This window comes from Hymenobacter sp. UV11 (assembly GCF_004684095.1).
Classification (GTDB): Bacteria; Bacteroidota; Bacteroidia; order Cytophagales; family Hymenobacteraceae; genus Hymenobacter.
Genome location: NZ_SRII01000003.1, coordinates 512,629 through 533,752, shown reverse-complemented (window position 1 = coordinate 533,752; position 21,124 = coordinate 512,629). Strand labels below are relative to the sequence as shown.

Below are 21,124 nucleotides of genomic sequence, written 5' to 3'. Positions count from 1 at the left end.
CCGTTGGGGTAGCGGCGTAACTTTGCGCCCCTACCGAAAAGAAGTTATGCCCAGTAAAGCCACTAAGCTCGCTAATTCCATCCCGCCCGCCGCCCTTCAGCACGTCGAAATCCAGGACATGGTGGCCGAGGGCAAATGCCTGGTTCGCATCGAAAACCTCGTCGTGTTTGTGGGACAGGTAGCCCCCGGCGACATTGTGGATTTGCGCATCACCAAGGCCCACAAGCGGTTTATGGAGGCCGCGCCCATCCACTTTCACAAGCGCTCGGAGTTGCGTACCGAGCCATTTTGCCAGCACTTTGGCACCTGCGGCGGCTGCAAGTGGCAGCACATCAGCTACGACGCCCAGCTCAGCTACAAGCAGCAGCAGGTGGAAGACCAGCTCACGCGCATCGGCAAGGTGGCGCTGCCTGAGGTGCGCCAGATTCTGCCCTCGCCCGAGCGCAAATACTACCGCAACAAGCTCGAATACACCTTCAGCGGCAACGGTTGGCTCACGGAGGCGCAGATAAAGGACGAAACCGCGCACTACGACCGCCGCGTGCTGGGCTTCCACACGCCCGGCCGCTTCGACAAGATACTAGACGTGGAGCACTGCCACTTGCAGTCCGAGCCGAGCAATGAAATTCGGCTCTTCATCCGCGACTATGCGCGCCAGCACCGCCTGCCTTTCGGCGACATGGTGAAGCAGACGGGCCTTCTGCGCAACCTCATCATCCGCACCGCCGAGAGCACCGGCGAAACGATGGTGATTTTGCAGTGCTACCACGACGACGAGGCTCTCCTACCCCTGCTCGATGCGGTGTACGCCAAGTTTCCGCAGATTACATCGCTCAATTACGTGCTCAATAACAAGGGCAACGAAACCTTCCACGACCTGGAGGTAGTGTGCTATAAAGGCAAGCCCTACATTGAGGAAGACATGGAAGGCCTGCGCTTCCGCATCGGCCCCAAGTCGTTTTACCAAACCAACTCGGCCGGCGCCCACAACCTCTACAAAGTGGCCCGCGACTTCGCCGAAATCAAGCCCACCGACCTCGTGTACGACCTCTACACGGGCGCGGGCACCATTGCTAATTTCGTGGCCCGCCAGGCCCGCTGCGTAGTTGGCGTCGAGTACGTGGAGCAGGCCGTGCTCGATGCCCGCGTCAACTCCGAAATTAATGGGGTAGGGAACACCGAGTTCTTCGCCGGCGACATGAAGGACATGCTCACCGAGGCCTTCACCAGCCACCACGGCCACCCCGACGTCATCATCACCGACCCGCCCCGCGCCGGCATGCACGAAGACGTGGTGAAGCGCCTCGTGGCCCTGCGCACGCCCCGCCTTGTCTACATCAGCTGCAACCCCGCCACCCAGGCGCGGGATTTAGAGTTGCTGGACGAGGTGTATAAAGTGACCCGCGTGCAGCCAGTGGATATGTTTCCGCACACGCATCATGTGGAGAATGTGGTGCTGCTGGAGTTGCGGTAATCAGGTTAATCCATCATAGTATCCGCGCTGGAAGCAGATAATAGTTTCGGCAGGCTCTTCGAGTTTCTCAGCGTCCTCAGTGTAGCAACCAACGCCATTTTTATAAGAGGTAAAGCCACTTTCATCCTCTTCTAATTCCGCATCTTGTTCACGTACAAAGTTTAGTAATTCACCTAATGGCAGTGGAAATAACTGCTTGTTTTGCCAGCTTACTACCGCTGGACTTGCAAACTCAACTGCTGCACAAGCGCCATTCTCATCATAGATGACGAAAACTCCCGCTGCTTGAAAATAGTCTGTTGGCTCAGTGCTACCCCTTTCAAATGCACTGGGTTTTTCGTCGAAAAACTTACGAATAATTTCCCGCTGTGCTCCAAATACAATTTGTCCAGCGCCTTCGTAAGAATGAATTTCCCAAGTCATAATAGTCGCTGATATTCTACCAGCAAAGTAAATACAATGGACTACTTCAACGACCCCGAGCTAAACGGCAAATACCTGGGCACAATTACCAAGGATTTTGCCACCGCCTCCGATACCATTAAGGAAGCCTCCTACCAGATTCGCAAGCGCGAGATTTCGCAGTACCCGGTGTTCGTGTTTGCCCGCCAAACGGTGCAGCTCGGCAGCCTGCTCATCAACGGCGACGAGCTGGATTTGCAGTGGCACGTCTTCGCCAGCTACCTCGAAATATTAGCCCAACAAGGCATCGTGGACCCCGAGAAAATGGCCGATTTCATGGAAACCTGGAAGGACCCCGACGAATTCTGCTGCCTTTTTGTGGTGGATGAGGAGTTTACGAATTTCGTGTACATTCCCTACCCCGAGGATTAGCCAGAACGTCATGCAGACCGAAGGGAATCGCCCGCATCGTCAGGATTATTACTCCAACGATGCGGGCGAGATGCTTCCCTTCGGTCTGCATGACGTTCTGTTTGTGCTAGTTGAAGTGATTGAAGCCTTGCGCTTGCAGCGGCACGGCCTGGCCCGACTTCGTTATGAGATTCACCGCGTCGTCGTGCTCGGTGAGGTGGCCGATGACGGTGATGTCGGGGTGGTTTTTAATCTTGGCGTGGTCGGTGACGGGGATGGTGAAGAGCAGCTCGTAGTCCTCGCCGCCGTTCAGGGCGGCCATGATGGGGTCTAGGTTGAACTCGGCGGCGGCTTCGAGGGTAGGGTTGGCCAGCGGCAGGTACTCGCTGAATACGCGGGCGCCCGTGCCGCTAGCGGCGCACAGGTGCAGCACCTCGGAAGCCAGGCCGTCGGAAATATCAATCATGGCGGTGGGGTGCACGCCCAGCTCGCGCAGCTCGTGCACGATATCGAGGCGCGCCTCGGGCTTGAGCTGGCGGTTTACGATGTACTCGTAGTTTTCGAGTTCGGGCTGGGTTTCGGGGTCGGCCAGGAAGGCTTGCTTTTCGCGCTCCAGCACTTGCAGGCCCAGGTAGGCGCCGCCGAGGTCGCCGCTCACGCACAGAATATCGGTGGGCTTGCCGCCGCTGCGGCGCACGGCCTGGCCGGCCGCCACCTGCCCCAGCGCCGTGATGCTGATAACCAGTCCGCCACGGCTGCCGGTGGTGTCGCCGCCCACCAGGTCGACGCCATAGGCCTCGCAGGCCAGGTTGATGCCGGCGTACAGCTCCTCCACGGCTTCCACCGTGAAGCGGGCGGGTAGGCTCAGGCCCACGATAATCTGGGTGGGGGTAGCAAACATGGCGGCCACGTCGGACACGTTCACAGCCACCGCCTTGTAGCCCAGGTGCTTGAGGGGCGAAAACGACAGGTCGAAGTGCACGCCTTCGACCAATAAATCGGTACTGACCACGACTTCCTGCCCGGCTGGCGGCGCCAGAATGGCCGCATCATCGCCGATGCCAAGGATGGTGGAAACCTGCGTTAGAGTAATGTCGCGCTGCAAGCGGCGAATGAGCCCAAACTCACCGAGCTGGGAAAGGGGCGTTAAATCAGCCATGTATCTATAATTTTTGCAAACGGTTGTCATTGCGAGCGCAGCGCGGCAATCACACCAGCACGATGAACGAACGACTGGCGTGGGTGTCGTTCTGGGGCGATTGCCGCGCTGCGCTCGCAATGACAACCGTTTTCTAGTAGTCCTTACAAAGGTACCCCACCTTTCACTGACGTAACTTTGTGCGCCCGCCGGCACCTTATTACCGCCGGGTTATTCGTTTGGTTTTCATGAAAGCCGTTCTCTTTGCGGGTCTGCTGACCCTGGCCGTGCTGCCCATGTGCAAGCCCGACGCCACCACTACCACCGCCACCACCACGGAAAGCCCCGCTTCACCGACGGCCGTGCGGGGCCAGTTCGACATCCTGCGCGACTCGGCCGACGTGAACTGGACGCGCATGATGACCAGCGACGACAAGAAGCTGACCGACCTGCGCGAGCTGCTGCAAGACCTCAGCAAGTACCCCGGCGCCAACCAGGCCCAGCTGGCCAGCCTGCGCCAGGCCCGCGCCCGCATCCAGGCCCAGCGCTACGACCGCCAAACGATGGCCTCCTCAGCCCTAATCGACCGCTACGATGCCGTCCAGGATTCAGTGCTAAAAATCGTGCTACCTATTGCCGCGCCCGACGGCAACGCACCCTCCGAGCGCGTCCGCGACTACGTGGAAGCCATTCAGCTGGCCGACGCCAACGTGGTGGGCTACCGCTCGCACTACGATAGGGCCGCCAAGGCGTACAATACCTACCTAAAACTGCACGGCGAGGAGCTGAATAAAATGGGCGGCAAGTATGCCCAGCTTCAGCCCCTACCCCTGTTTGAGCTGAGTCAATAGCCTGAAGGCGTTGGAGTTTGACGGGAAGGCTGTATCTTTTCGAGCAGTTGTGGCCCGCACAACTGGCCCTACCCCCTTTCTTTCAACCCAACCCCATTATGCCGAGATTTTTTACGTACCTGCGCCTGCCGCTGCTGGCACTTGCCACCAGCTTTGCGCTCACCTCGTGCTTCGACCACGATAAAAAGTGCGACCCTAAGCCCAAGCCTACCATCTGCCCCAAACCCACGACTACCACCCCCACGGGCGGCGCCAACTAAGGCGGTACTAGTGACAACAAGAACGTCATGCTGACGACAGGAAGCATCTCGCTCGTAGCAGTAATCTTAATTATCAGAAATTACTGCTGCACGCGAAATGCTTCCTGTCGTCAGCATGACGTTCTTGTTAGTACCCTACCCCCCCTTATTTTTCCTCCAGCGGACCGGGGTTGAGCTCGCGCACATCGGGGTGCTGGTAGTTGACGAGAATGACAGAGAAAGGGTGCGGCTCGCCCTCGCGCTTTTCGAGGCGCACGGCTCCGGCATCTCGCAGTTGGCTCAGCAGCTGGCGGCGCTCCCAATCGGGCAGCTCGGGCAGCACGTCGGTGAGGCGCCGCAGAAAGGGACTGGCCCATATTTCGGGTACCCCTTGCTGGCCGCCAAACTTTTGCACTTGCTCCAATAAAAATTCCAGGCAGCGGCGCTCATCGTCGCGCGTGATGCGGCGAATGGGCGCAAACGTGGCCGGCGGTTCTTGCAGCAACTGGTCTAGGAGGTTGGGGCGGGCGGCGGGGGTAGCGCGGGGCGCGGGGGCCACCGGGCTGGGCAAATCCTCGGCCGGCAGGTCACTACCGGAGGCCGCCGCATCTTGGGCGGCCTGGCGGGCGGCGGCCGACTGCACGCCCACCATACCCTGCTCGCGCAGGCGGCGCAGGTCCTGGCCCAGGCGCAGGCGGGCCGTGCGGTGGTCTTCGAGGGCCTGGAGGCGCTCGGCGGGCAGCAGCTGGCGGGCGTCGATGAAGTGCTCCTGGCCCAGCATCTGGAGCAGGTCGCCCGATACGCTTTCGCGGAAGCCCACCACTTTCACCTGCCGGGCCTGACGGCGCAGGTGCTGGAGCACGGGAATGTAGTCGCGGTCGCCGGCCACGAGCACGAAGGTGCCAATGGCGGGCCGGGTATAGAGCACCTCCAGCGCGTCGATGCAGAGCTGCATGTCGGCCGCGTTTTTGTGGTCGGTGCCCAGCACGTTGCGCGTGCTCACGCCCATGAGGTAGAGCGGGCCCTGCGGGCCGGTCGGGATTTTGTCGAAGTCGGCGTAGGCGTTGAGCACCAGCGAGTCGAGGCCCTGCTCACGCTTGAGCGAGTCGCGCAGGGCGCGCACCAGGTCGAGGGCGTAATCGTGGGGGTCCTGGGGGTCAAGGTAGTGGTTTTTGAGAAAATAATAGACGTTCTCAAAATCAATAAACACCGCCGCGTAGGGCGAGGCCGGGGGCGCGGCAGCGAAGGGGGTAGGGGTCAGCATAAGCGTAGTTGATAGGAAGGCGGCGGCCGGCTGGCTAGCCCAGCGGGCGGCGTAGAATAGAGCAGGTAAGGCAAAGGTCGGGCTTAATCAGAGCGAAGCAGATGAGTACCAGCCCAAAAAACCAGGATGAGCACGGTGCTAGCGAACGCTCAAAAAGCGCCCGACCACGTCAGCCGCGGCCGTTTTGTTGGCTTTAGGACCGGAATAATGACCTTTGTTACTTCCTACCTCTACTTTATGCGTATGCTGTTTTTTTGGCGAGCCGGCTGGCTGCTGCCTGCTTTAGTCCTGCTCGCGGCTCCTGCCCATGCCCAATACGAGGGCGACCGGCCGCCCACGCAGGACCCTTTTAGCCGCCACCCGGTGCCGGCGCGCGAAGTGCCGGGCGGGCGGTATCAGTCGCACAAAGTTTTTCACGACTACAAGGATGGCAAATGGGTGCGACTGATGCTGGAAGTAAAAGCCACCGATGGCAGCAAACGGCACATCCAAACCTGGGCATCGGGTGTGGTAAAAATCAGCTACTTCGCGCCAGGCCAATTGCCACGGGCCGACTCGTCGGTGAGCGTGGTGCAGCCGCCGCAGCCGGTGCAGTATGAAACTAGTTGTAACATGGGTTGTGATGGCCCTCGCACGGCGGCTGAGATAAAAAAGTACGGTCCAGATATTTGTTCAGGCGTCCTGATTTACCCAGATAAAATCGTTTTTAGTATTAATTGTCAAAGTGTTGTAATCAACAAGAAAACGTTGGCGATTACACTGTATGGCGATTACGGCGTAAAACAGCCACTTTTTAGCGAAGCCGCCACGCCCTTCCGCCGCCTACCCCCCACTACCGAGCCCGACCCCGACCTACCGCCCGACCGCGCCGACGAGCTGGCCGGCACGGGCGTGCGCTTTCGCCTCGCGCCCGGCGAGCGGCTCTACGGCACGGGGGCCCGCGCCCTACCCCTCGACCGGCGCGGCTACCGGCTGGAGCTCTACAACCAAGCGCACTACGGCTACCAAAACGGCGAGAAAAACCTGAACGTGACGCTGCCCGTGGTGCTCAGCAGCCGGGGCTACCTGTTGCTGTTTGACCATTACGCGGCCGCTTACCTGGATTTAGGGAAAAAGCGCCCCGACGTGCTCGAATACGGCGCACAGGGACTCAACAGCCTGAGCTACTTCGTAGTAACGGGCGAGAGCCAGGCCGAAATCCTGGACCGCTATACGGCGCTCACGGGGCGGCAGCCCCTACCCCCCCGCTGGGCGCTGGGCCTCATTCAGAGTCGCTTTGGCTACCGCAGCCAGGCCGAAATGCTGGCCGTGGCCGACCGCATGCACCGCGCCGACTTCCCGCTCGATGCGCTGGTGCTCGACCTGTTCTGGTTCGGCGGCACCACCCGGCAGGGCGATTTTCAGTGGGATGCGGCCAATTTTCCCGACCCGGCCGGCATGATGCGCACGCTCAAAGCGCAGGGTGTCAACACCATCCTCATCTCGGAGCCTTATGTAATGCGCACTTCGCTGAACGACAGCCTCGTGCGCACGCAGGGCCTGGTGGGCACCACGGCGGGGGGTAAGCCGTTTACGGTGGGCTCGTTTTGGGCGGGGCCGGCGAGTATTCTCGATGTGTTTAAGCCCGCGGCCCGCACCTGGCTGTGGGCGCAGTACCGCCGCCTGCACGACCAGGGCGCCGCCGGCTGGTGGAGCGACCTCGGCGAACCTGAAAACCACCCGCTGGCCATGCACCACGCGCTGGGCACCACACCGCAGGTACACAATGCCTATGGCCTCACCTGGGCCGGTATTTTTCAGGATAATTACGCCAAGGAATACCCGAATGAGCGCGTGTTCAACCTGGCGCGCTCGGGCTGGGCGGGCATGCAGCGCAACTCGGTGTTTCCGTGGAGCGGCGACATCAGCCGCACCTGGAGCGGCTTGCAGGCGCAGGTGCCCATCATGCTGGGCATGGGCCAGGCGGGCGTGGGCTACATGCACTCCGATGCCGGTGGCTTCGGGGCCAATGCCATCCAGGACCCCGAGTTGTACACGCGCTGGCTCCAGCTGGCGGCGCTGTGCCCCATCATGCGCCCGCACTCCGACCAGGTGGTGGCGCCCGAGCCCTACACTTACCCCGAGCCCTACCAAAGCATCGTGCGGAAGTATGCGCATTTGCGCTACCAGCTCCTACCCTACCTCTACACCCTGGCCGCACAGAATACGCTGACCGGCGCGCCGCTGGCCAGGGCGATGGATTTTGAGGCGGTAGCTAAGCCGGATGGGCTAGTTTCTGCCTCTTCGTCGGCCGACGCCAACATGCCTGACGAAGGCGGCAGCTGGGGTGAGCCCGGCGACCGGTTTTCCCTTAGCCCTACCCCCCCGGCGGGCGAGCAAGCCAGCCCCGATATGGCTCCTCCTGGCGACCAATACTTGCTCGGCCCCAACTTACTGGTGGCACCCGTCAACCAACCCGGCCAGCGGCGGCGCAACGTGGCACTACCTTCTACCCCCGGCGGCTGGGTCGATTTCGACGCGGGCCAAACGCTGCCCGGCGGCCAAACGGTGGGCCTGCCCGCGCCGCTGGGCCACATTCCGTTGCTGGCCCGCGCCGGGGCATTCGTGCCGATGACGGCCTACCGGGCCAGCACGGCGCAGTTTCGGTCCGACACGCTGCTGGTGCGCTACTTTCCCGATTGGCAGGTTCCTACCCCCCTTTTCACCGTGTATGAGGATGATGGGCACTCGGCGCAGGCCCTCGCCCGGCGCGAGTTTGCCACGCTGCGGCTCACAGGCAAAACATCTGCTAACCAAGTTATTATCACTACTACGCTGGCGGGCACCTACCCCGGCGCGCCCACTCAGCGGCTGGTGCGCCTGCATGTGGCACGAGTAGCGGCGCCCCCCACAGCAGTGCTACTCGGTAGCCAACCGTTGGCTGCTTCGGCGTGGAAATTTGATGCGACGCGGCACGAATTATCGCTGGAATTCGCACTCGAAAAGCAGGCTGTGCTCACCCTCACCGGCCTGTGCCTGCTCCCTACCCCCGCCGCCCAAACCGACCCCGAAACGCTAACGCTCACCGTGCCCGACAGCCGCACTTTCTCGCAAGCGGTGGGGCTACACTACACGCGCTACGTGCCGACGGCGGCCCCTACCCCCCTGCGCATCCGCAACGTGCGAGGCGAGGTGGTGCGCGAGCTGCCTACTGTACCTAAGATGGGTGCTCATTCTCTGGAATGGAATGGGCTGGATGCGAATGGCCATGCTGCGCCTCCCGGCCTGTATGATGTGGAGCTGGGCGGGCAGCACCAGCGCTTGGTGCGGCTGCCCTGATGGTAGTTTCACCGTAGAAGACGCAGAGGGTTTCGCGGAAGATGCGGAGGTCGTTCATCCGCGTCTTCCGCGAAACCCTCCGCGTCTTCTGCGGTGAAAACAAAAAAGAGCCTTCTACCACTCGTAGAAGGCCCTTTTTAAGAAAAACACTTACTTAAGAATTGGCAGCCCGCTTGCTTGCGAGCGCAGCCAGCGCTACATTCTGGTTCAGGTACTTCGAGGTGTAGCCGGCGTTTGACTTGTTCAAAAACAAGCAGCTGCCACCCTTCACCTGGTCAATAATCTGGGAGTACTGGTCGAGCGGCAGGGCAGGGCAGCCGAGGCTGCGGCCCAGGCGGCCATTTTGCTTGATGAAGTCTTCGCTAACGTAATCAGCGCCGTGCATCACGATGGAGCGCGTAAACGCGTTGGTATTGAATCCTTCGTCGAGGCCTTGCAGGCGCAGCGAATGGCCGTGCTTGCCTTCATACTCCTGGCCCGTAACGTAGAAGCCCAGGCTACTCATGTTGCTTTGGTCGGTGTTCGAAAACTGGTCGGCCCCGTTTTCACCCGAGTTGTGGCCGTGGGCCACCAGGGTGTGAAACAGAATCTTATCGCTGTTCAGGTCGAGCACCCAAAGGCGCTTTTCGGTTGAAGGAAGGTCGAAATCCACTACCGTTAAGTGCTGCTGACTGGCAGTGAGGTGGCCAGTTTCGCGCAGGTTGAGGTAGCCGGTCATGGCCTTTTGGAATACCTCGAAGCGCAGGCCCTGCTGGGCAGCCCCCAGGCGGCTATACGTCTCGTGCAAAGTAGCGTCGAAGCGGGCCAGGGGGGTAGCAACCACGGCAGCTTTGGTAGTAGTTATTTTAGCTGGGGCGTGCGCCGATGACTTCATCAGCGGACCAGCCAGGGGCGTAGCCAGAAACAGCGACGCTACAAAAGGCAAAACGCGCCGCACTAAGCGTTGCGAACGGCGACGGCTATCGCGCTGACGCTGAACGACACTGGAATGATGATGCTTCATAACACTTGCTACTAATTGAATGGGGTAGGCGCTCGCCGAAGCGGGCTACCTAATTCAGTGATTGTTATACGCAGTACACTACGACAAGGTAGCATAAAACAGCCTAAGGACCAAAAAAATTCCGCGCCTAGCGCCAGCCGCGCCGCGCAAAGCGCCGCCCGGCGGCCGGTCCGTCGAGCCAGCGCGAGGCCAGGCCCGGCCCGCTCACCAGCAGCATACTACCCGTGCGTAGCGTGCTGATGATGGCTTTGTACTGCGCAGGCGGCAGGGCCGGGCAGCCGCGGCTGTAGCCCAGGTGGCCGTGCTCGCGCACGTAGTCGGGGCTGGCGTAGTCGGCGGCGTGCAGCACGATGTAGCGGTCAAACACGTTGGTATTCTCGCCCTTGTCGTACCCTTGCAGGCGGCGCGAATAGCCGTGAATGCCATCGTAGGTGCCCGAAGTTCGGTAGAAGCCGAGCGAGGTGCAGGCCGAACTCTCGACGTTGGAGAAGCGCCGCGCCCGCAGGTGACCCGAGCCCTCGCCGTGAGCTACCAAGCTGCGGTGCAGCACGTTGGCTTCGTTCAGGTCAATTACCCAGAGGCGCTCGGTGGTATTGGGCAGGTCCATATCGGCCACGGCCAGCACGCCGGCCCGCTCAATGCGGCCGGTGGGGTGCAGCGTGAGGTAGCCCACGCAGGCCTGCTCCAGCACCTCAGGGCGCAGTTCGGCGGCGGCGGGGCCCAGGGCCTGGTGCAATTGCGCAATAACCCGGTGCAGCGTGTCGGGCACGCCGGCCACGAGCGGCACGGGCGTGGGCCGCAGCGAGTCGGGCAAAAGTGCGGGGGTAGGCGGCCCGAGCTGAGGCCTGGCCACCGGGGTAGCGCTGGCTTCGGCGTGGCCCACGCGCGAGCAGCCGCTCACTAGCGGCAGCAGCCCTAGCGCCAAAAGCGCCATGCTTACCACGTGCTGCCTGTACGTCTGATTCCTCATGATTATCAAAAGTAAGGCCTCCAGCCAGTGCCGGGCGCGAAATCGGGCTAGAAAAAGAGGCTACCGTTCAGCTTCAGGTAGAAGGGCGTGCCGGGCGTGTAGTTCAGCTCAGTCACGGGCATAGTTTCGCCGCGCAGCTGGCTGGTGGTGGCAAACTGCGCCTCGTTCCAGTTCACGTTCAGTAAGTTTTGCACGCTGGCGCCCACCTGGTAGCGCGGCCGCGTGTAGCTGAGCACGGCATCGAGCAGGAAGTAGCCGTGGGCCCGAATGCTATTGTCCTCCACGGCCGGGCGGCTGTCGATGTGACGGTAGCGGAGGCTGGCGCTCAGGCCATTGGGTTGCCGGTAGGTGAGGCCGCCGATGCTGGTAAACGTAGGCGCCAGCGGAATGTAGTTGTCGTACTCGGCACGCTCCAGCAGGCGGCCGTGGCTGTAGTTGGCGTCAGCATCAAGAAAAAAACGGGGCGTGAGCTGGTAGCGCGCCGACACGTCAAGGCCGAAGCGCTGGGTGGCGCCCACGCTCTCGGTGGTACCATCGTCGCCGGAGTACACCAGCTCGTTTTGCAGGCGCAGGTACCACAGGGCGGCGTTCACCACCAGCGCGGGCACGGGCTTGAAGGTGCTGCCCACCTCCGTACCGGTGGCGCGGGGCAGGGCCTGGGCGGGGTTAGTTTCGCGCACTACCCCCCGCGCATCGTTCGAATGAAAGCCCAGGCCCGAGCGCCAGAATAGCTGCACCGCCGGCGACACCTGGTAGTAGAAGTTGAGCTTGGGCGACACGCGGGCGGCATTCACGCGGCCCCGCAACGGCCCCAGCACGCCCGTCGAGTCGGTAATCTGCCCCCGAAAATCGAACACGAATAGGTCGGCCCGCAGCGCGGCGTTCACGCTCAGGCGGTCGGTGAGGTCGAGGGTTTCGTCGAGGTAAGCGTGCACGTTTTGCTCGTGCAGGCGGCCGGTAGTGAGCGTGTCGGTGGGCACGCGCTGCACGGCGTGGCGCAGCAGCAGGCCGCCGTCGTCGAGGCGGGTGCCTACCCCCCAGGTCGAGTGCAAGTTGCGCGGGCCGAGGTGGTCGTCACGGTCGTAGGTGGCGGTGTAGCCCCACACGTTGCGGCCGGTATCCTGCTGGTTTATCTCGTCGCCGTTTATCGGGTTATCCTTGAAAAAGGTGAAGTTGGAAAACAGGCTGAAGTAGTAACGCGAGTAGTACGCCTGCTGGCGCAGCACCGCATCGTGGGGCAGCGCGGTGGTCAGGATGGCGTAGGCATTGGTGCGGCGCGTGCTACCCCCCTCGCTGGGGTCAATGCTGCCGAAGCGCGAGATAAGCCCTTCTGCCACTGCGCGTTCGGGTATCTGGCCGCTGGCATCCCAACTCGACTGAAAGTGCGAGCTAAGCAGCACCAGCGAAGTTTTGTCCGAGAGCTGCCCGGTGTACTTGGCCAGGCCGTTGAAGCGTTTGAAATGCTGCGGGTTATCGAAATACGAGTTGGTGAAGTTGTACTCGGCCGCCACATAGGCGCTCTCGGGCTTCTTGCTGAGCAGGTGGTGGGTGCCCAGCAGGTCGAGCAGCACCAGCGCCCGGCGGGTAGCGTACTGGCCCACTTCGAGCTTCACCTGGCTGCGGTCGAGGCTGGTTTTGGTGCTGAACTCGCCCGCGCCGGCCGTGGCAAAGTCGCCGAAGCGCGCCGTGTAGGGCCCTTTATAAATCTTGAGCTGCTCCACGGTTTCCGGTATCACGAAGTGAAAATCGGCGTAGCCCTGGCCGTGGGCGTGGCTCACCATATTCACCGGCATGCCGTCGATGTTCACCGAAAAGTCGGTGCCGTGGTCGGCATCAAAGCCCCGGATAAAAATCTGCTCGGCCTTGCCGCCGCCCGCGTGCTGGGCAATGAATAGGCCCGGCACCAGCCGCAGCAGGTCCTGGGCCGAGTTGATGGGCCGTAGCGTCTGGTCGATGTGCGAGATGGCGGCCAGCGTCTGGTTGAGGTCGCGCGGCTGGCTCACCGTCACTTCGGCCAGGTCGAGGGCGGTCGGGGCCAGCGTGATGGTCAGGCCGCGCGTTTCGCCGGCCAGCAGCGTCACGCGGGGGCTCTTGAGGCGGTAGCCCAGCGCGCCCACCCGCAGCTGGTAGGCACCCGGCACCAGGTTTTTCAATTGAAACTGCCCCAGCGCATCGGTGGCCGTGCCGCCGGGCTGGCCCAGCAGTCCCACACTCACCCCAGCCAGCGGCTGGCCCGAAAGTGAGTCGGCCACGGTGCCGCGTAGTCCGGCCGAGCGCTGTGCCCAGGCCATCGGCGTTCCGCCCAGCACCAGCAGTAGCAACAGCCAAAGCCGCCGCCCCTTATTTTTCCCTTTGTAAATAACTTGCATATCAACGCATTGACGAATCCAGCGGGCGTGCGTTCAGCAGCGGCCACCAGCTTCGGCGTGAAACATAAACCGGCCCACCGCACAGCCAGGTAGCCGCACGGGGGCACCGCGACGGCCGGGCGGCCACCGGGGGCGGGTAGTTTCAGCCGCGTTGGGGCGGGGGGTAGTCGCGCCCGCTGGCGCCGGGGGGCAGCCGGGCCAAAGCCAGGGCGCCGCGCGGCGGCGCCAGCCAGCCGCCTACCAGGGTGGGTAGGGCCGCCAGCGGCAGGGCCGCGCAATGCACATCGAGCCCCTTTAGCTGAGCCAGGTAGTGCAGGCCGGTGCCAGTAGGCAGCTTGCGGTGCACCTCGTGCTGGTCGCCGTTGCAGCGCTCAAAACAGTCGAGGCGCAGGTAATTGCGCTGCTGGCATTCTTTGCTGTGCACGTAGGGGTGCGCGGCGGTAAAAAGCGGCTCCGGCGGCCGGCTCACGAGCAGCCCTACCCCTACTACCAGCAGGTAGTTGAGCAGCAAGAGCCAAGTGAGGAGCGAACGGAGCATTGCTTTTCAGATAAGGAGTATGGCTGTCATTGCGAGCCTGCGAAGCAATCTTTCCTTCCGCCAGAGATAGTAAACTCAACGATGCGAATAACAAGGAAAGATTGCTTCGCAGGCTCGCAATGACAGATAAGTTGGTTCAAGCTAAAAGCCGGTCCACCGTCCAATAAGCCGCGACCAGACCGATGACTATTGACACCGGAATGACGACCCGCGCCCGGTACCAGGGTCGGTCGGCGGCCCAGCGACCGACGAGCAGCCAGCACAGCATAATAATGGTGACCTGGCCCAGCTCGACGCCTACGTTGAACGAGATGAGCGAGCCAAAATAATCTTTGCGCGGCAGCCCCAGCCCGGTGAGCGCGCTGGCGAAGCCCATGCCGTGAATCAGCCCGAAGCCAAACACGATAACCAGCCGCCACGGGCTGAGCTTGGTCGTGATAATATTCTCAATGGCCACAAACAGGATGGAGAGCGCGATAATCGGCTCGACCACGCTACTCGGCGGCTGAATGAGCCCATACATGGCCAGCCCAAGCGTGATGGAGTGCGCCACCGTGAAGGCCGTGGCCTGAAACAGCACCGGCTTCAGCTTGGGCTCCAGAATGTAGAGGCTGATAATGAACAGGATATGGTCGAAACCCAGCGGCAGAATGTGCGTGAAGCCGAGCTGGATATAAGTCCAGATAACCTGGGTGCGCGAAAGCTTGCTCAGGTCGGCGTCGATGACGTGGGCGGCGGCGGGTAGGGCTAGCAGCAGCAATGCCGGCAGCACCCACAGCCCTGCGCGTTTTTGCTTGTAGCAGAACGTCATGCTGAGCCTGCCGAAGCATCTCGCGTGCAGCAATAAACGCAATCGGTCAACGAGGCGAGCGAGATGCTTCGGCAGGCTCAGCATGACGTTCTATGTTAATTCTGACATTATTCAAATCACTAGCGAGTCGCCAGCATTTTCTTACCCTCGGCTTCTACCTCGGGGTTGAGGTAGGGCGCGGTATCGAGGGCTTTGGTAATGAGCGCCTGGCCCTCGGCCACCTTGCCGGTTTTAGTGAGAATGAGGCCGGCGCGGCACAGCAGCACGGGGTTTTGGGAGTTGGTGCGGCGGGCTACGGCCATGTATTTCTGAGCCTCCTGGTAGTCGCCGCGCTTGTAGTAAACCCAGGCCAGGGTTTCGTTTACGTCGATGTTGTCGGGGCGGCGGGCGTACTCGATTTTGGCGTGCTCCAGGGCCTTGTCCAGCTCGCCGGTTTTGAGGTAGGCGTAGGCCAGCTCGCGGTCGGTGTAGTGGCCCAGCTGCTCGTTATCGTTGGCTTGCTTGGCGGCATCGGCCAGCATATTCACCGATTCGCGGGCCATTTTTTCGGCTTCCTCGGGCTGGTTGTTGAGGCGGTACACGTCCACCAGCTCGTCCGTAAAAGCATAATCTTTCACCGTGGCGCGGGCCAGGTTCAGGTTTTTGATGGCCGTGGGGTAGTCGTGGTGGGCCGCCGCCACGCGGGCCAGGCCAGCCAGGGCGTAGGCGTAGTTGGGCCGCATCACGAGTGCCTGCTGGTAATATTCCTGCGCCTTATCGAGCTGGCCGCTCACTTCGTAGAGGTGGCCCAGGGCCACGCGGCTCCACTCAGTTTGCTCCAGGCCCACGTAGCCAGCTTTCACGGCCATATCCATGGCCTGAATGGCGCCGGGTATGTCGCCATGAATCTCCCGCAGGTAGCTCACGCGGGCGTAGGCCGTGAGGTCGGGGCGCACCTGGTTCATCTTATCGGCCATTTTCACGGCCTGGTCGTAGTGGCCCAGCTCCACGTTGGCATCGGTGAGCAGGCCGTAGACGTAGCCGCTGCTAGGGTTGATTTCCTGGGCCTGCTGTGCCAGGGCCAGGCCCTGCGAAAAGTGGTGCTGCGTAAGGCTCAGCGACGCCTGGCAGCACAAGGCCTCGAAGTTGTCGGGGTTGGTCTTCAGCACTTCCTGCAAGAGCTGCATGGCCGCCGCATCGTAGTAGGGGTGGTTGCCGGTCACGCGCCCTTCCTGCATATACGCCTCGGCCAGCAGCAGGCGGCTTTTCTGGTCGTTGGGGTCGGCGCGGAGCTTGGCCAGCAGGCCCTGCATTGCGGCTTTGGTATTGACCCACTCGCCGCCCAGCGCCAGCCGCCCAATGCGGTCCTTGGGCTCGGGCAGGCCAGCCGGGGCTTGCTTTTTGAAGAAAAAGATAGCAGCTACGGCCAGCCCGAAAGCTAGTAGCAGAATGGGGTAGAGGTTTTTACGCACAGCAATGGATGGGGATGGGGAAGCGAAAATTACGCAATAACCAGGCAACTTCGGGGTCGGGCAGGCCACCTGAACGTAGCTTACCGCACTACCGCCCCGGTGCTGCCTTCTAAAAGCGAGGGGCGGGTTGCCGGTGGGCAGCCCCGATTGGCTGGGCTAGCTACGAACTGCCCGCGAAACCGGTTTTAGGGGGCAGCGCCTACCCCTCATTTTGGCCGGCCAACGTGGGCGGGCGGCGAGCGGAACTACTTTTGCCGGGCCATTCAGCTGGCAATTTTGTTGTACTGTTTTCAGCTGCCCCGCGGCGGCTTCGCTCTTTTACTCTACTCATGGCTAAAGTTGCCATTAACCTCGCCACCGGCGCCATTCAGCAGGAAGAACTCATTGTGGGTATCGACCTGGGCACTACCAACAGCCTCGTGGCCTACGTGCACCCCGAAACGCGGCAGCCCGCCGCCATCAACGACCTGGGGCGGGGCACCATCGTGCCGTCGGTGGTGCATTTTCCGGCCGATGGCAGCTCGCCGCTGGTGGGCACCGACGCGAAGGATTTTCTGCTTTCGGACCCCGCGAATACCATTTATTCGGTGAAGCGGTTGCTGGGCAAAAGTTACCGCGACCTGGGCCAGCACGCCGGCCAGCTCGGCTACAAGGTCATCGACGACGACTCGGAGGGCCTGGTGAAGGTGCGGGTGGGCGAGCGCTTTTACTCGCCCATCGAGCTGTCGGCCGACATTCTGCGCGAGCTGCGCCACCGCGCCGAGCACGCCCTCAAAACGCCCGTGCGCCGCGCCGTAATTACGGTGCCGGCTTACTTCAACGACTCGCAGCGCCAGGCCACCCGCGACGCTGGCCGCCTGGCTGGCCTGGAGGTGCTGCGCATTGTGAACGAGCCCACCGCCGCGGCCCTGGCCTACGGCATCGGCCTCGACCCCGAGGAGGAAAAGACGGTGGCCGTGTATGACCTCGGCGGCGGCACCTTCGACGTGAGCATTTTACGGCTGCACCAGGGCATTTTTGAGGTGCTGAGCACCCACGGCGATACCTGGCTGGGCGGCGACGACATGGACCGCGCTATTGGCGAGCACTGGGTGGCGCAGGCTTCCCTACCCCCCTCTTTTCAGTCGGTACCGGGCCAGCAGCAGCAGCTGCGCCTAGCCGCCGAAATGGCCAAGCGTTACCTCAGCCAGCACGACGACTTCACGACGCAGCTTATTGACGGCGAAGAGAATGTGTACGCCGTAACGCTGACCAAGGCGGAGTTTAATGGCCTCATTGCGCCGCTGGTATCGCGCACTATCGACGCCTGCCGCCAGGCCCTGGGCGATGCTGGGCTAGCGGCCGCCGCCATCGACGCGGTGCTGCTGGTGGGCGGCTCGACGCGGGTGCCGCTGGTGCAGGAAGAAGTGTCGAAATTCTTCGGCCAGCCGGCCAATAGCTCGCTCAACCCCGACGAGGTGGTGGCGCTTGGCGCGGCCATTCAGGCCGATATTCTGGCGGGCAACCGGCGCGACGTGCTGCTGCTTGATGTGACGCCCCTCACGCTGGGCATCGAAACGCTGGGCGGGCTCATGGATGCCATTATTCCGCGCAACTCCAAGATTCCGACCAAGGCCGGGCGCCAGTACACGACCAGCGTAGACGGCCAGGTGAACCTGAAAATCGGCGTGTACCAGGGTGAGCGCGACCTGGTTAGCGAAAACCGTAAGCTGGGCGAATTTGTGCTCAGCGGCATTCCGGCCATGCCGGCGGGCCTGCCCAAAATTGATGTCAACTTCTTTCTCAACGCCGACGGCATCCTGCGCGTGGAGGCCGTGGAGCTGCGCTCCGATACCCGCCAGCAGGTCGACATCAAGCCCCAGTACGGCCTCACCGATGAGCAGGTGGAGCAGATGCTGATGGACTCACTCACCAACGCCAAGCAGGACGTGGCCGCCCGCCTGCTCATCGAGGCCCGCACCGCCGCCGAGCAGCTGCTCTACCAGGTCGAGCGCTTCTTAAAGAAAAACGCCGAGCACCTCGAAGCCGCCGAAGTAGTTACCACCACCGGCCACACCGACGCGCTGCGCCAGGCCCTCACCGGCAACGACCGCGACCTGATTCTCAAGCGCATGGACGAGCTGGATGAGCAAACCCGCCCCTTTGCCGAGCGCGTGATGAATATTTCCATCAAGCAGGCCATGAGCGGCAAGCAAATCGGCTAGCCCTACCCCCCCTTTTCAGACACCAAAAACCCCTGGCTGCGTTGGAGCGGCCAGGGGTTTTTGGTGCAGCTGCCCGCAGCTTATGGCTGGGTAGTAGTGCGCTTGCGGTTGAGGCTGCGCGTTTCGTGCGAGCCCGAAACGGCCGCCTTCCCCCCGTAGAGCCGGTTGATGTGCTGCGGCCCGGCATCGACATCGCGGGCCGGCACACCGTTGGTGTACAGAGGTCGGGCCGTTTCGGGCGAGGTAGGGGTAGTGGCGCTGGTGGGCACGGGCTGGACCATTATGGTGCGGGGCGCGGTGCTGGAGGCCGGCGCCGCGACGGGCAGGCTGCGGGCGGCGGGCGTTTGGGCGTGGGCCGAAAAGGCGCTGGCCAGTCCCAGCAAGGCGGTTGCGAAGAGATACAGTACTTTCATAAGTGAGCGGCCAAGCCAGGAGTGGGTGAGTAGGCCGGGTATAAGCCGGAGCAATAGCTACCAGCTTTTACGGATGAGGGACTACTCGGGTAAGCGCTTGACTTGGAAGGAGGCAAAATAATTTCTATGTTCGCTGAACCAGTAGCAACTCAACAACCACAAAAAAGCCCGGCTACTTGCTAAGTAACCGGGCTTATGGCACTAAAAGCCGTTTTTACGGACGAGCCTTAGTAGTAGAAGTGCGCCGGCCGGTGGTGCGCTGCGTGGAGCTGCCGGTAGCGCCTGGGGTAGTCGACATGGTGCCCGCGGGCGTGTTAGTAGGAAGCGGGCTGCCATACAGCGTGCCACCGGTGGTGGTATTACTTGTGCCCGGCATAGTGCCGAGGGGCACCGCAGCCCCTGCAGGAGCTACTCCTCCCGAAGGCAGCACGGAACCCGTAACGCCCGGTTGACCTGGCACGACGGCCCCGGTGCCGGTGGGAGTGGCCATGCCGCCTGGCGTGGTAGACATGGGCGCCGCACCAGGCACGGCTACCTGGGCATTGGCTGAAAAGCTATAAGCCAGGCCCAGCAGGGCGGCTCCTAAGAAATTACGGGTTTTCATATTGATTATAAGCTACTTGAACATTGGCTACGCAACCGGGGGTAGGGCGATTGCGAGAGCCGTTGTACGGAAAAGGCACTGGCACGAACGTGAATTATCAGCAATCCTCCCGCGTTGAGCAAGCGCAAACTCGTCTTTCGGGGCGGGTATATTTTTTGCTATCAAGGAGTTGCGCCGGCTGGCAAAAATGACAAAAAATATTCATCCTCAGTTCGTTAAGGCTCTACACGAACTTGAGGGCACGGCACCCGCGAGCGGGTGGTAATTTTGCGGCTTCCCTCCTAGTTTTATGCGCGTACTGCACACCGCCGACTGGCACCTCGGCCAGCATTTTCTCACCGGCAACGAGCGCCTGACCGAGCAGCGCGCCTTTCTCGACTGGCTGCTGACTACGGTACAAACCGAGGGGGTAGGGGCACTAGTGCTGGCCGGCGACGTATTCGACACCACCACCCCCTCACACGCGGCTCAGGAACTGTACTACGATTTTTTGGTGCGGATGCAAGGCACCAGCTGCCGCGATATTGTGGTGGTGGGCGGCAACCACGACTCCCCTACCCTGCTCAATGCCAGCCGCCGGCTGCTGCGAGCGCTGCGCATCCACGTTATCGGGGGCGTGCCCGCCGACCCGGCCGAGCAGATTATCACGCTGGCCGGGCCCGACGGCCGGGCCGCGCTCGTGGTGTGCGCCGTGCCCTTTTTGCGCGACCGCGACCTACGCCTGGCCGTGGCCGGCGAAACGCCCGACGAGCGCCAGCTGCGCGTGCGCGACAGCATCGCGGGCCATTATAAGCTACTGAGCGACCACGAGTTGGTACGCGGCCTGCGCGAACAGGACGTGCCGGTGCTGGCTACCGGCCACCTCTACGCGGCCGGCGGCGAGGCCCGCGAAGGTGCCGAGCGCGACGTGCACATTGGCGGGCTGGGCGTGATTGCCGCCGAGCACTTCCCGGCCGCGTTCGACTACGTGGCGCTGGGCCACCTGCACCGGCCGCAAGTGGTGGGCGGCCAGGCGCGCATCCGGTATTCGGGTTCGCCGGTGCCGCTGTCGTTTACCGAGGCTGATGACAAGCAGCAAGTGCTGCTGCTCGACTTTGCGGGCGCGGGGCCGCCGGTTATTACGCCACTGGCCGTGCCGGTGGCGCGCCGCCTGCAGCGCTTCCACGGTGAGCTGGAAGAAGTGGAGGCCACTATTCTGGCCTTTGATAACGAAGCCTTTAGCCTGGTGGCCTGGGCCGACGTGCTGGTGCGCTCCGACGAGGCGCCCACCGAGGTGCAGCGCCGCATACAGGCCGTGCTCAAGGAGCGCCGCGACCACGTGCTGGCCCCGCGTGGCGCACGCCACCAGCGCCTCACCGATGCTCCCGGCATGGCGGCCGAGGTCGTCACGCCCATCGAGCACCTGCACGAATTGACGGTGGAGGAGGTATTCAGCCGCCGCGTAGCCGGCCTACCTCCCGAGCGGGCGGCGGCCCTGACGGCCACCTTTCAGGAGCTGCGCCAGCTGCTGGCCGAGGCTGACCCGCAGGCCTGGGGCGGAAATGCGAGTGAGGGGTGAGAACGAAGTAGATGCGTCTTTTTTTAGGCCGAAGATGCTCGCCGCCAGCAGGCCCCTACCCCCCGGCGCCAGCCAAGTCAAGGCTATCAGCAACGCTAAAGACTGC

The 21,124-nt window shown here is 62.3% G+C and carries 18 protein-coding genes; 7 read left to right on the top strand and 11 right to left on the bottom strand.

Annotation, left to right across the window (positions count from 1 at the left end; translation table 11 throughout):
- Positions 1-46: 46 nt before the first annotated feature.
- Positions 47-1,474, top strand: coding sequence for a 23S rRNA (uracil(1939)-C(5))-methyltransferase RlmD (gene rlmD / locus E4631_RS07205; protein WP_133658710.1), 1,428 nt, complete (start codon positions 47-49; stop codon positions 1,472-1,474).
- On the opposite strand, the gene E4631_RS07200 is transcribed toward rlmD, so the two are convergent.
- Positions 1,475-1,897, bottom strand: a complete 423-nt coding sequence (locus tag E4631_RS07200) for a hypothetical protein (protein ID WP_133658711.1) — start codon at positions 1,895-1,897, stop codon at positions 1,475-1,477.
- Between the two features lie 36 nt (positions 1,898-1,933).
- On the opposite strand from E4631_RS07200, the gene E4631_RS07195 reads away from it, so the two are divergent.
- A complete protein-coding gene (locus E4631_RS07195; RefSeq protein WP_133658712.1) occupies positions 1,934-2,308 on the top strand; it encodes a hypothetical protein in 375 nt (124 codons plus the stop codon).
- Positions 2,309-2,414: 106 nt separating this feature from the next.
- On the opposite strand, the gene thiL is transcribed toward E4631_RS07195, so the two are convergent.
- Positions 2,415-3,446 carry a thiamine-phosphate kinase gene (gene thiL, locus E4631_RS07190; protein ID WP_133658713.1) on the bottom strand — a complete coding sequence of 344 codons (1,032 nt, stop codon included), beginning with the start codon at positions 3,444-3,446 and terminating at the stop codon, positions 2,415-2,417.
- 227 nt (positions 3,447-3,673) lie between these two features.
- Between thiL and E4631_RS07185 the strand changes: the two genes are divergently transcribed.
- Both E4631_RS07185 and E4631_RS25850 read left to right on the top strand, forming a co-directional pair.
- Positions 3,674-4,276, top strand: a complete 603-nt coding sequence (locus E4631_RS07185; protein ID WP_133658714.1) for a hypothetical protein — start codon at positions 3,674-3,676, stop codon at positions 4,274-4,276.
- A 98-nt stretch (positions 4,277-4,374) separates the two neighbouring features.
- Positions 4,375-4,536 (top strand): hypothetical protein, encoded by a 162-nt coding sequence (locus E4631_RS25850; protein ID WP_166648168.1) that lies wholly within the window; start codon positions 4,375-4,377, stop codon positions 4,534-4,536.
- A gap of 145 nt (positions 4,537-4,681) precedes the next feature.
- Here the strand turns inward: E4631_RS25850 and E4631_RS07180 are convergent, their stop codons facing one another.
- Positions 4,682-5,779, bottom strand: coding sequence for an NYN domain-containing protein (locus E4631_RS07180; RefSeq protein WP_133658715.1), 1,098 nt, complete (start codon positions 5,777-5,779; stop codon positions 4,682-4,684).
- 237 nt (positions 5,780-6,016) lie between these two features.
- Between E4631_RS07180 and E4631_RS07175 the strand changes: the two genes are divergently transcribed.
- Positions 6,017-9,097 (top strand): TIM-barrel domain-containing protein, encoded by a 3,081-nt coding sequence (locus tag E4631_RS07175; protein WP_166648169.1) that lies wholly within the window; start codon positions 6,017-6,019, stop codon positions 9,095-9,097.
- Positions 9,098-9,251: 154 nt separating this feature from the next.
- On the opposite strand, the gene E4631_RS07170 is transcribed toward E4631_RS07175, so the two are convergent.
- From E4631_RS07170 to E4631_RS07145, 6 genes are all read right to left on the bottom strand, one after another.
- A complete protein-coding gene (locus E4631_RS07170; protein WP_240734723.1) occupies positions 9,252-10,022 on the bottom strand; it encodes a murein L,D-transpeptidase catalytic domain family protein in 771 nt (256 codons plus the stop codon).
- 205 nt (positions 10,023-10,227) lie between these two features.
- Entirely contained in the window at positions 10,228-11,070 is an 843-nt protein-coding gene (locus tag E4631_RS07165) for a murein L,D-transpeptidase catalytic domain family protein (protein WP_133658718.1), read from the bottom strand.
- A gap of 47 nt (positions 11,071-11,117) precedes the next feature.
- Positions 11,118-13,439 (bottom strand): TonB-dependent receptor, encoded by a 2,322-nt coding sequence (locus E4631_RS07160; protein WP_133658719.1) that lies wholly within the window; start codon positions 13,437-13,439, stop codon positions 11,118-11,120.
- 142 nt (positions 13,440-13,581) lie between these two features.
- A complete protein-coding gene (locus tag E4631_RS07155; RefSeq protein ID WP_133658720.1) occupies positions 13,582-13,977 on the bottom strand; it encodes a hypothetical protein in 396 nt (131 codons plus the stop codon).
- A gap of 136 nt (positions 13,978-14,113) precedes the next feature.
- The gene (locus tag E4631_RS07150; protein WP_240734721.1) at positions 14,114-14,788 is read right to left on the bottom strand and encodes a HupE/UreJ family protein; all 675 of its coding nucleotides are present in this window, start codon (positions 14,786-14,788) and stop codon (positions 14,114-14,116) included.
- A 119-nt stretch (positions 14,789-14,907) separates the two neighbouring features.
- Positions 14,908-16,239, bottom strand: a complete 1,332-nt coding sequence (locus E4631_RS07145; RefSeq protein WP_133658721.1) for a tetratricopeptide repeat protein — start codon at positions 16,237-16,239, stop codon at positions 14,908-14,910.
- A gap of 329 nt (positions 16,240-16,568) precedes the next feature.
- Between E4631_RS07145 and hscA the strand changes: the two genes are divergently transcribed.
- On the top strand, positions 16,569-18,443 hold the full coding sequence (gene hscA / locus E4631_RS07140; protein ID WP_133658722.1) for a Fe-S protein assembly chaperone HscA: 1,875 nt from the start codon (positions 16,569-16,571) through the stop codon (positions 18,441-18,443).
- An 80-nt stretch (positions 18,444-18,523) separates the two neighbouring features.
- On the opposite strand, the gene E4631_RS25845 is transcribed toward hscA, so the two are convergent.
- Complete coding sequence (locus E4631_RS25845; RefSeq protein ID WP_166648170.1) at positions 18,524-18,856, bottom strand: hypothetical protein; 333 nt, start codon at positions 18,854-18,856, stop codon at positions 18,524-18,526.
- Positions 18,857-19,070: 214 nt separating this feature from the next.
- Positions 19,071-19,460 (bottom strand): hypothetical protein, encoded by a 390-nt coding sequence (locus E4631_RS07130; protein WP_133658723.1) that lies wholly within the window; start codon positions 19,458-19,460, stop codon positions 19,071-19,073.
- Positions 19,461-19,749: 289 nt separating this feature from the next.
- On the opposite strand from E4631_RS07130, the gene E4631_RS07125 reads away from it, so the two are divergent.
- A complete protein-coding gene (locus tag E4631_RS07125; RefSeq protein WP_133658724.1) occupies positions 19,750-21,018 on the top strand; it encodes an exonuclease SbcCD subunit D C-terminal domain-containing protein in 1,269 nt (422 codons plus the stop codon).
- Positions 21,019-21,124: the final 106 nt, after the last annotated feature.

Coding starts and splice junctions, on each gene's coding strand:
- E4631_RS07200 (WP_133658711.1), bottom strand. CDS start 1,897: ATGACTTGGGAAATTCATTCTTACGAAGGCGCTGGACAAATTGTATTT.
- E4631_RS07130 (WP_133658723.1), bottom strand. CDS start 19,460: ATGAAAACCCGTAATTTCTTAGGAGCCGCCCTGCTGGGCCTGGCTTAT.
- E4631_RS25845 (WP_166648170.1), bottom strand. CDS start 18,856: ATGAAAGTACTGTATCTCTTCGCAACCGCCTTGCTGGGACTGGCCAGC.
- E4631_RS07165 (WP_133658718.1), bottom strand. CDS start 11,070: ATGAGGAATCAGACGTACAGGCAGCACGTGGTAAGCATGGCGCTTTTG.
- E4631_RS07160 (WP_133658719.1), bottom strand. CDS start 13,439: ATGCAAGTTATTTACAAAGGGAAAAATAAGGGGCGGCGGCTTTGGCTG.
- E4631_RS25850 (WP_166648168.1), top strand. CDS start 4,375: ATGCCGAGATTTTTTACGTACCTGCGCCTGCCGCTGCTGGCACTTGCC.
- E4631_RS07180 (WP_133658715.1), bottom strand. CDS start 5,779: ATGCTGACCCCTACCCCCTTCGCTGCCGCGCCCCCGGCCTCGCCCTAC.
- E4631_RS07195 (WP_133658712.1), top strand. CDS start 1,934: ATGGACTACTTCAACGACCCCGAGCTAAACGGCAAATACCTGGGCACA.
- E4631_RS07150 (WP_240734721.1), bottom strand. CDS start 14,788: ATGACGTTCTGCTACAAGCAAAAACGCGCAGGGCTGTGGGTGCTGCCG.
- E4631_RS07185 (WP_133658714.1), top strand. CDS start 3,674: ATGAAAGCCGTTCTCTTTGCGGGTCTGCTGACCCTGGCCGTGCTGCCC.
- E4631_RS07125 (WP_133658724.1), top strand. CDS start 19,750: ATGCGCGTACTGCACACCGCCGACTGGCACCTCGGCCAGCATTTTCTC.
- hscA (WP_133658722.1), top strand. CDS start 16,569: ATGGCTAAAGTTGCCATTAACCTCGCCACCGGCGCCATTCAGCAGGAA.
- thiL (WP_133658713.1), bottom strand. CDS start 3,446: ATGGCTGATTTAACGCCCCTTTCCCAGCTCGGTGAGTTTGGGCTCATT.
- E4631_RS07155 (WP_133658720.1), bottom strand. CDS start 13,977: ATGCTCCGTTCGCTCCTCACTTGGCTCTTGCTGCTCAACTACCTGCTG.
- rlmD (WP_133658710.1), top strand. CDS start 47: ATGCCCAGTAAAGCCACTAAGCTCGCTAATTCCATCCCGCCCGCCGCC.
- E4631_RS07175 (WP_166648169.1), top strand. CDS start 6,017: ATGCGTATGCTGTTTTTTTGGCGAGCCGGCTGGCTGCTGCCTGCTTTA.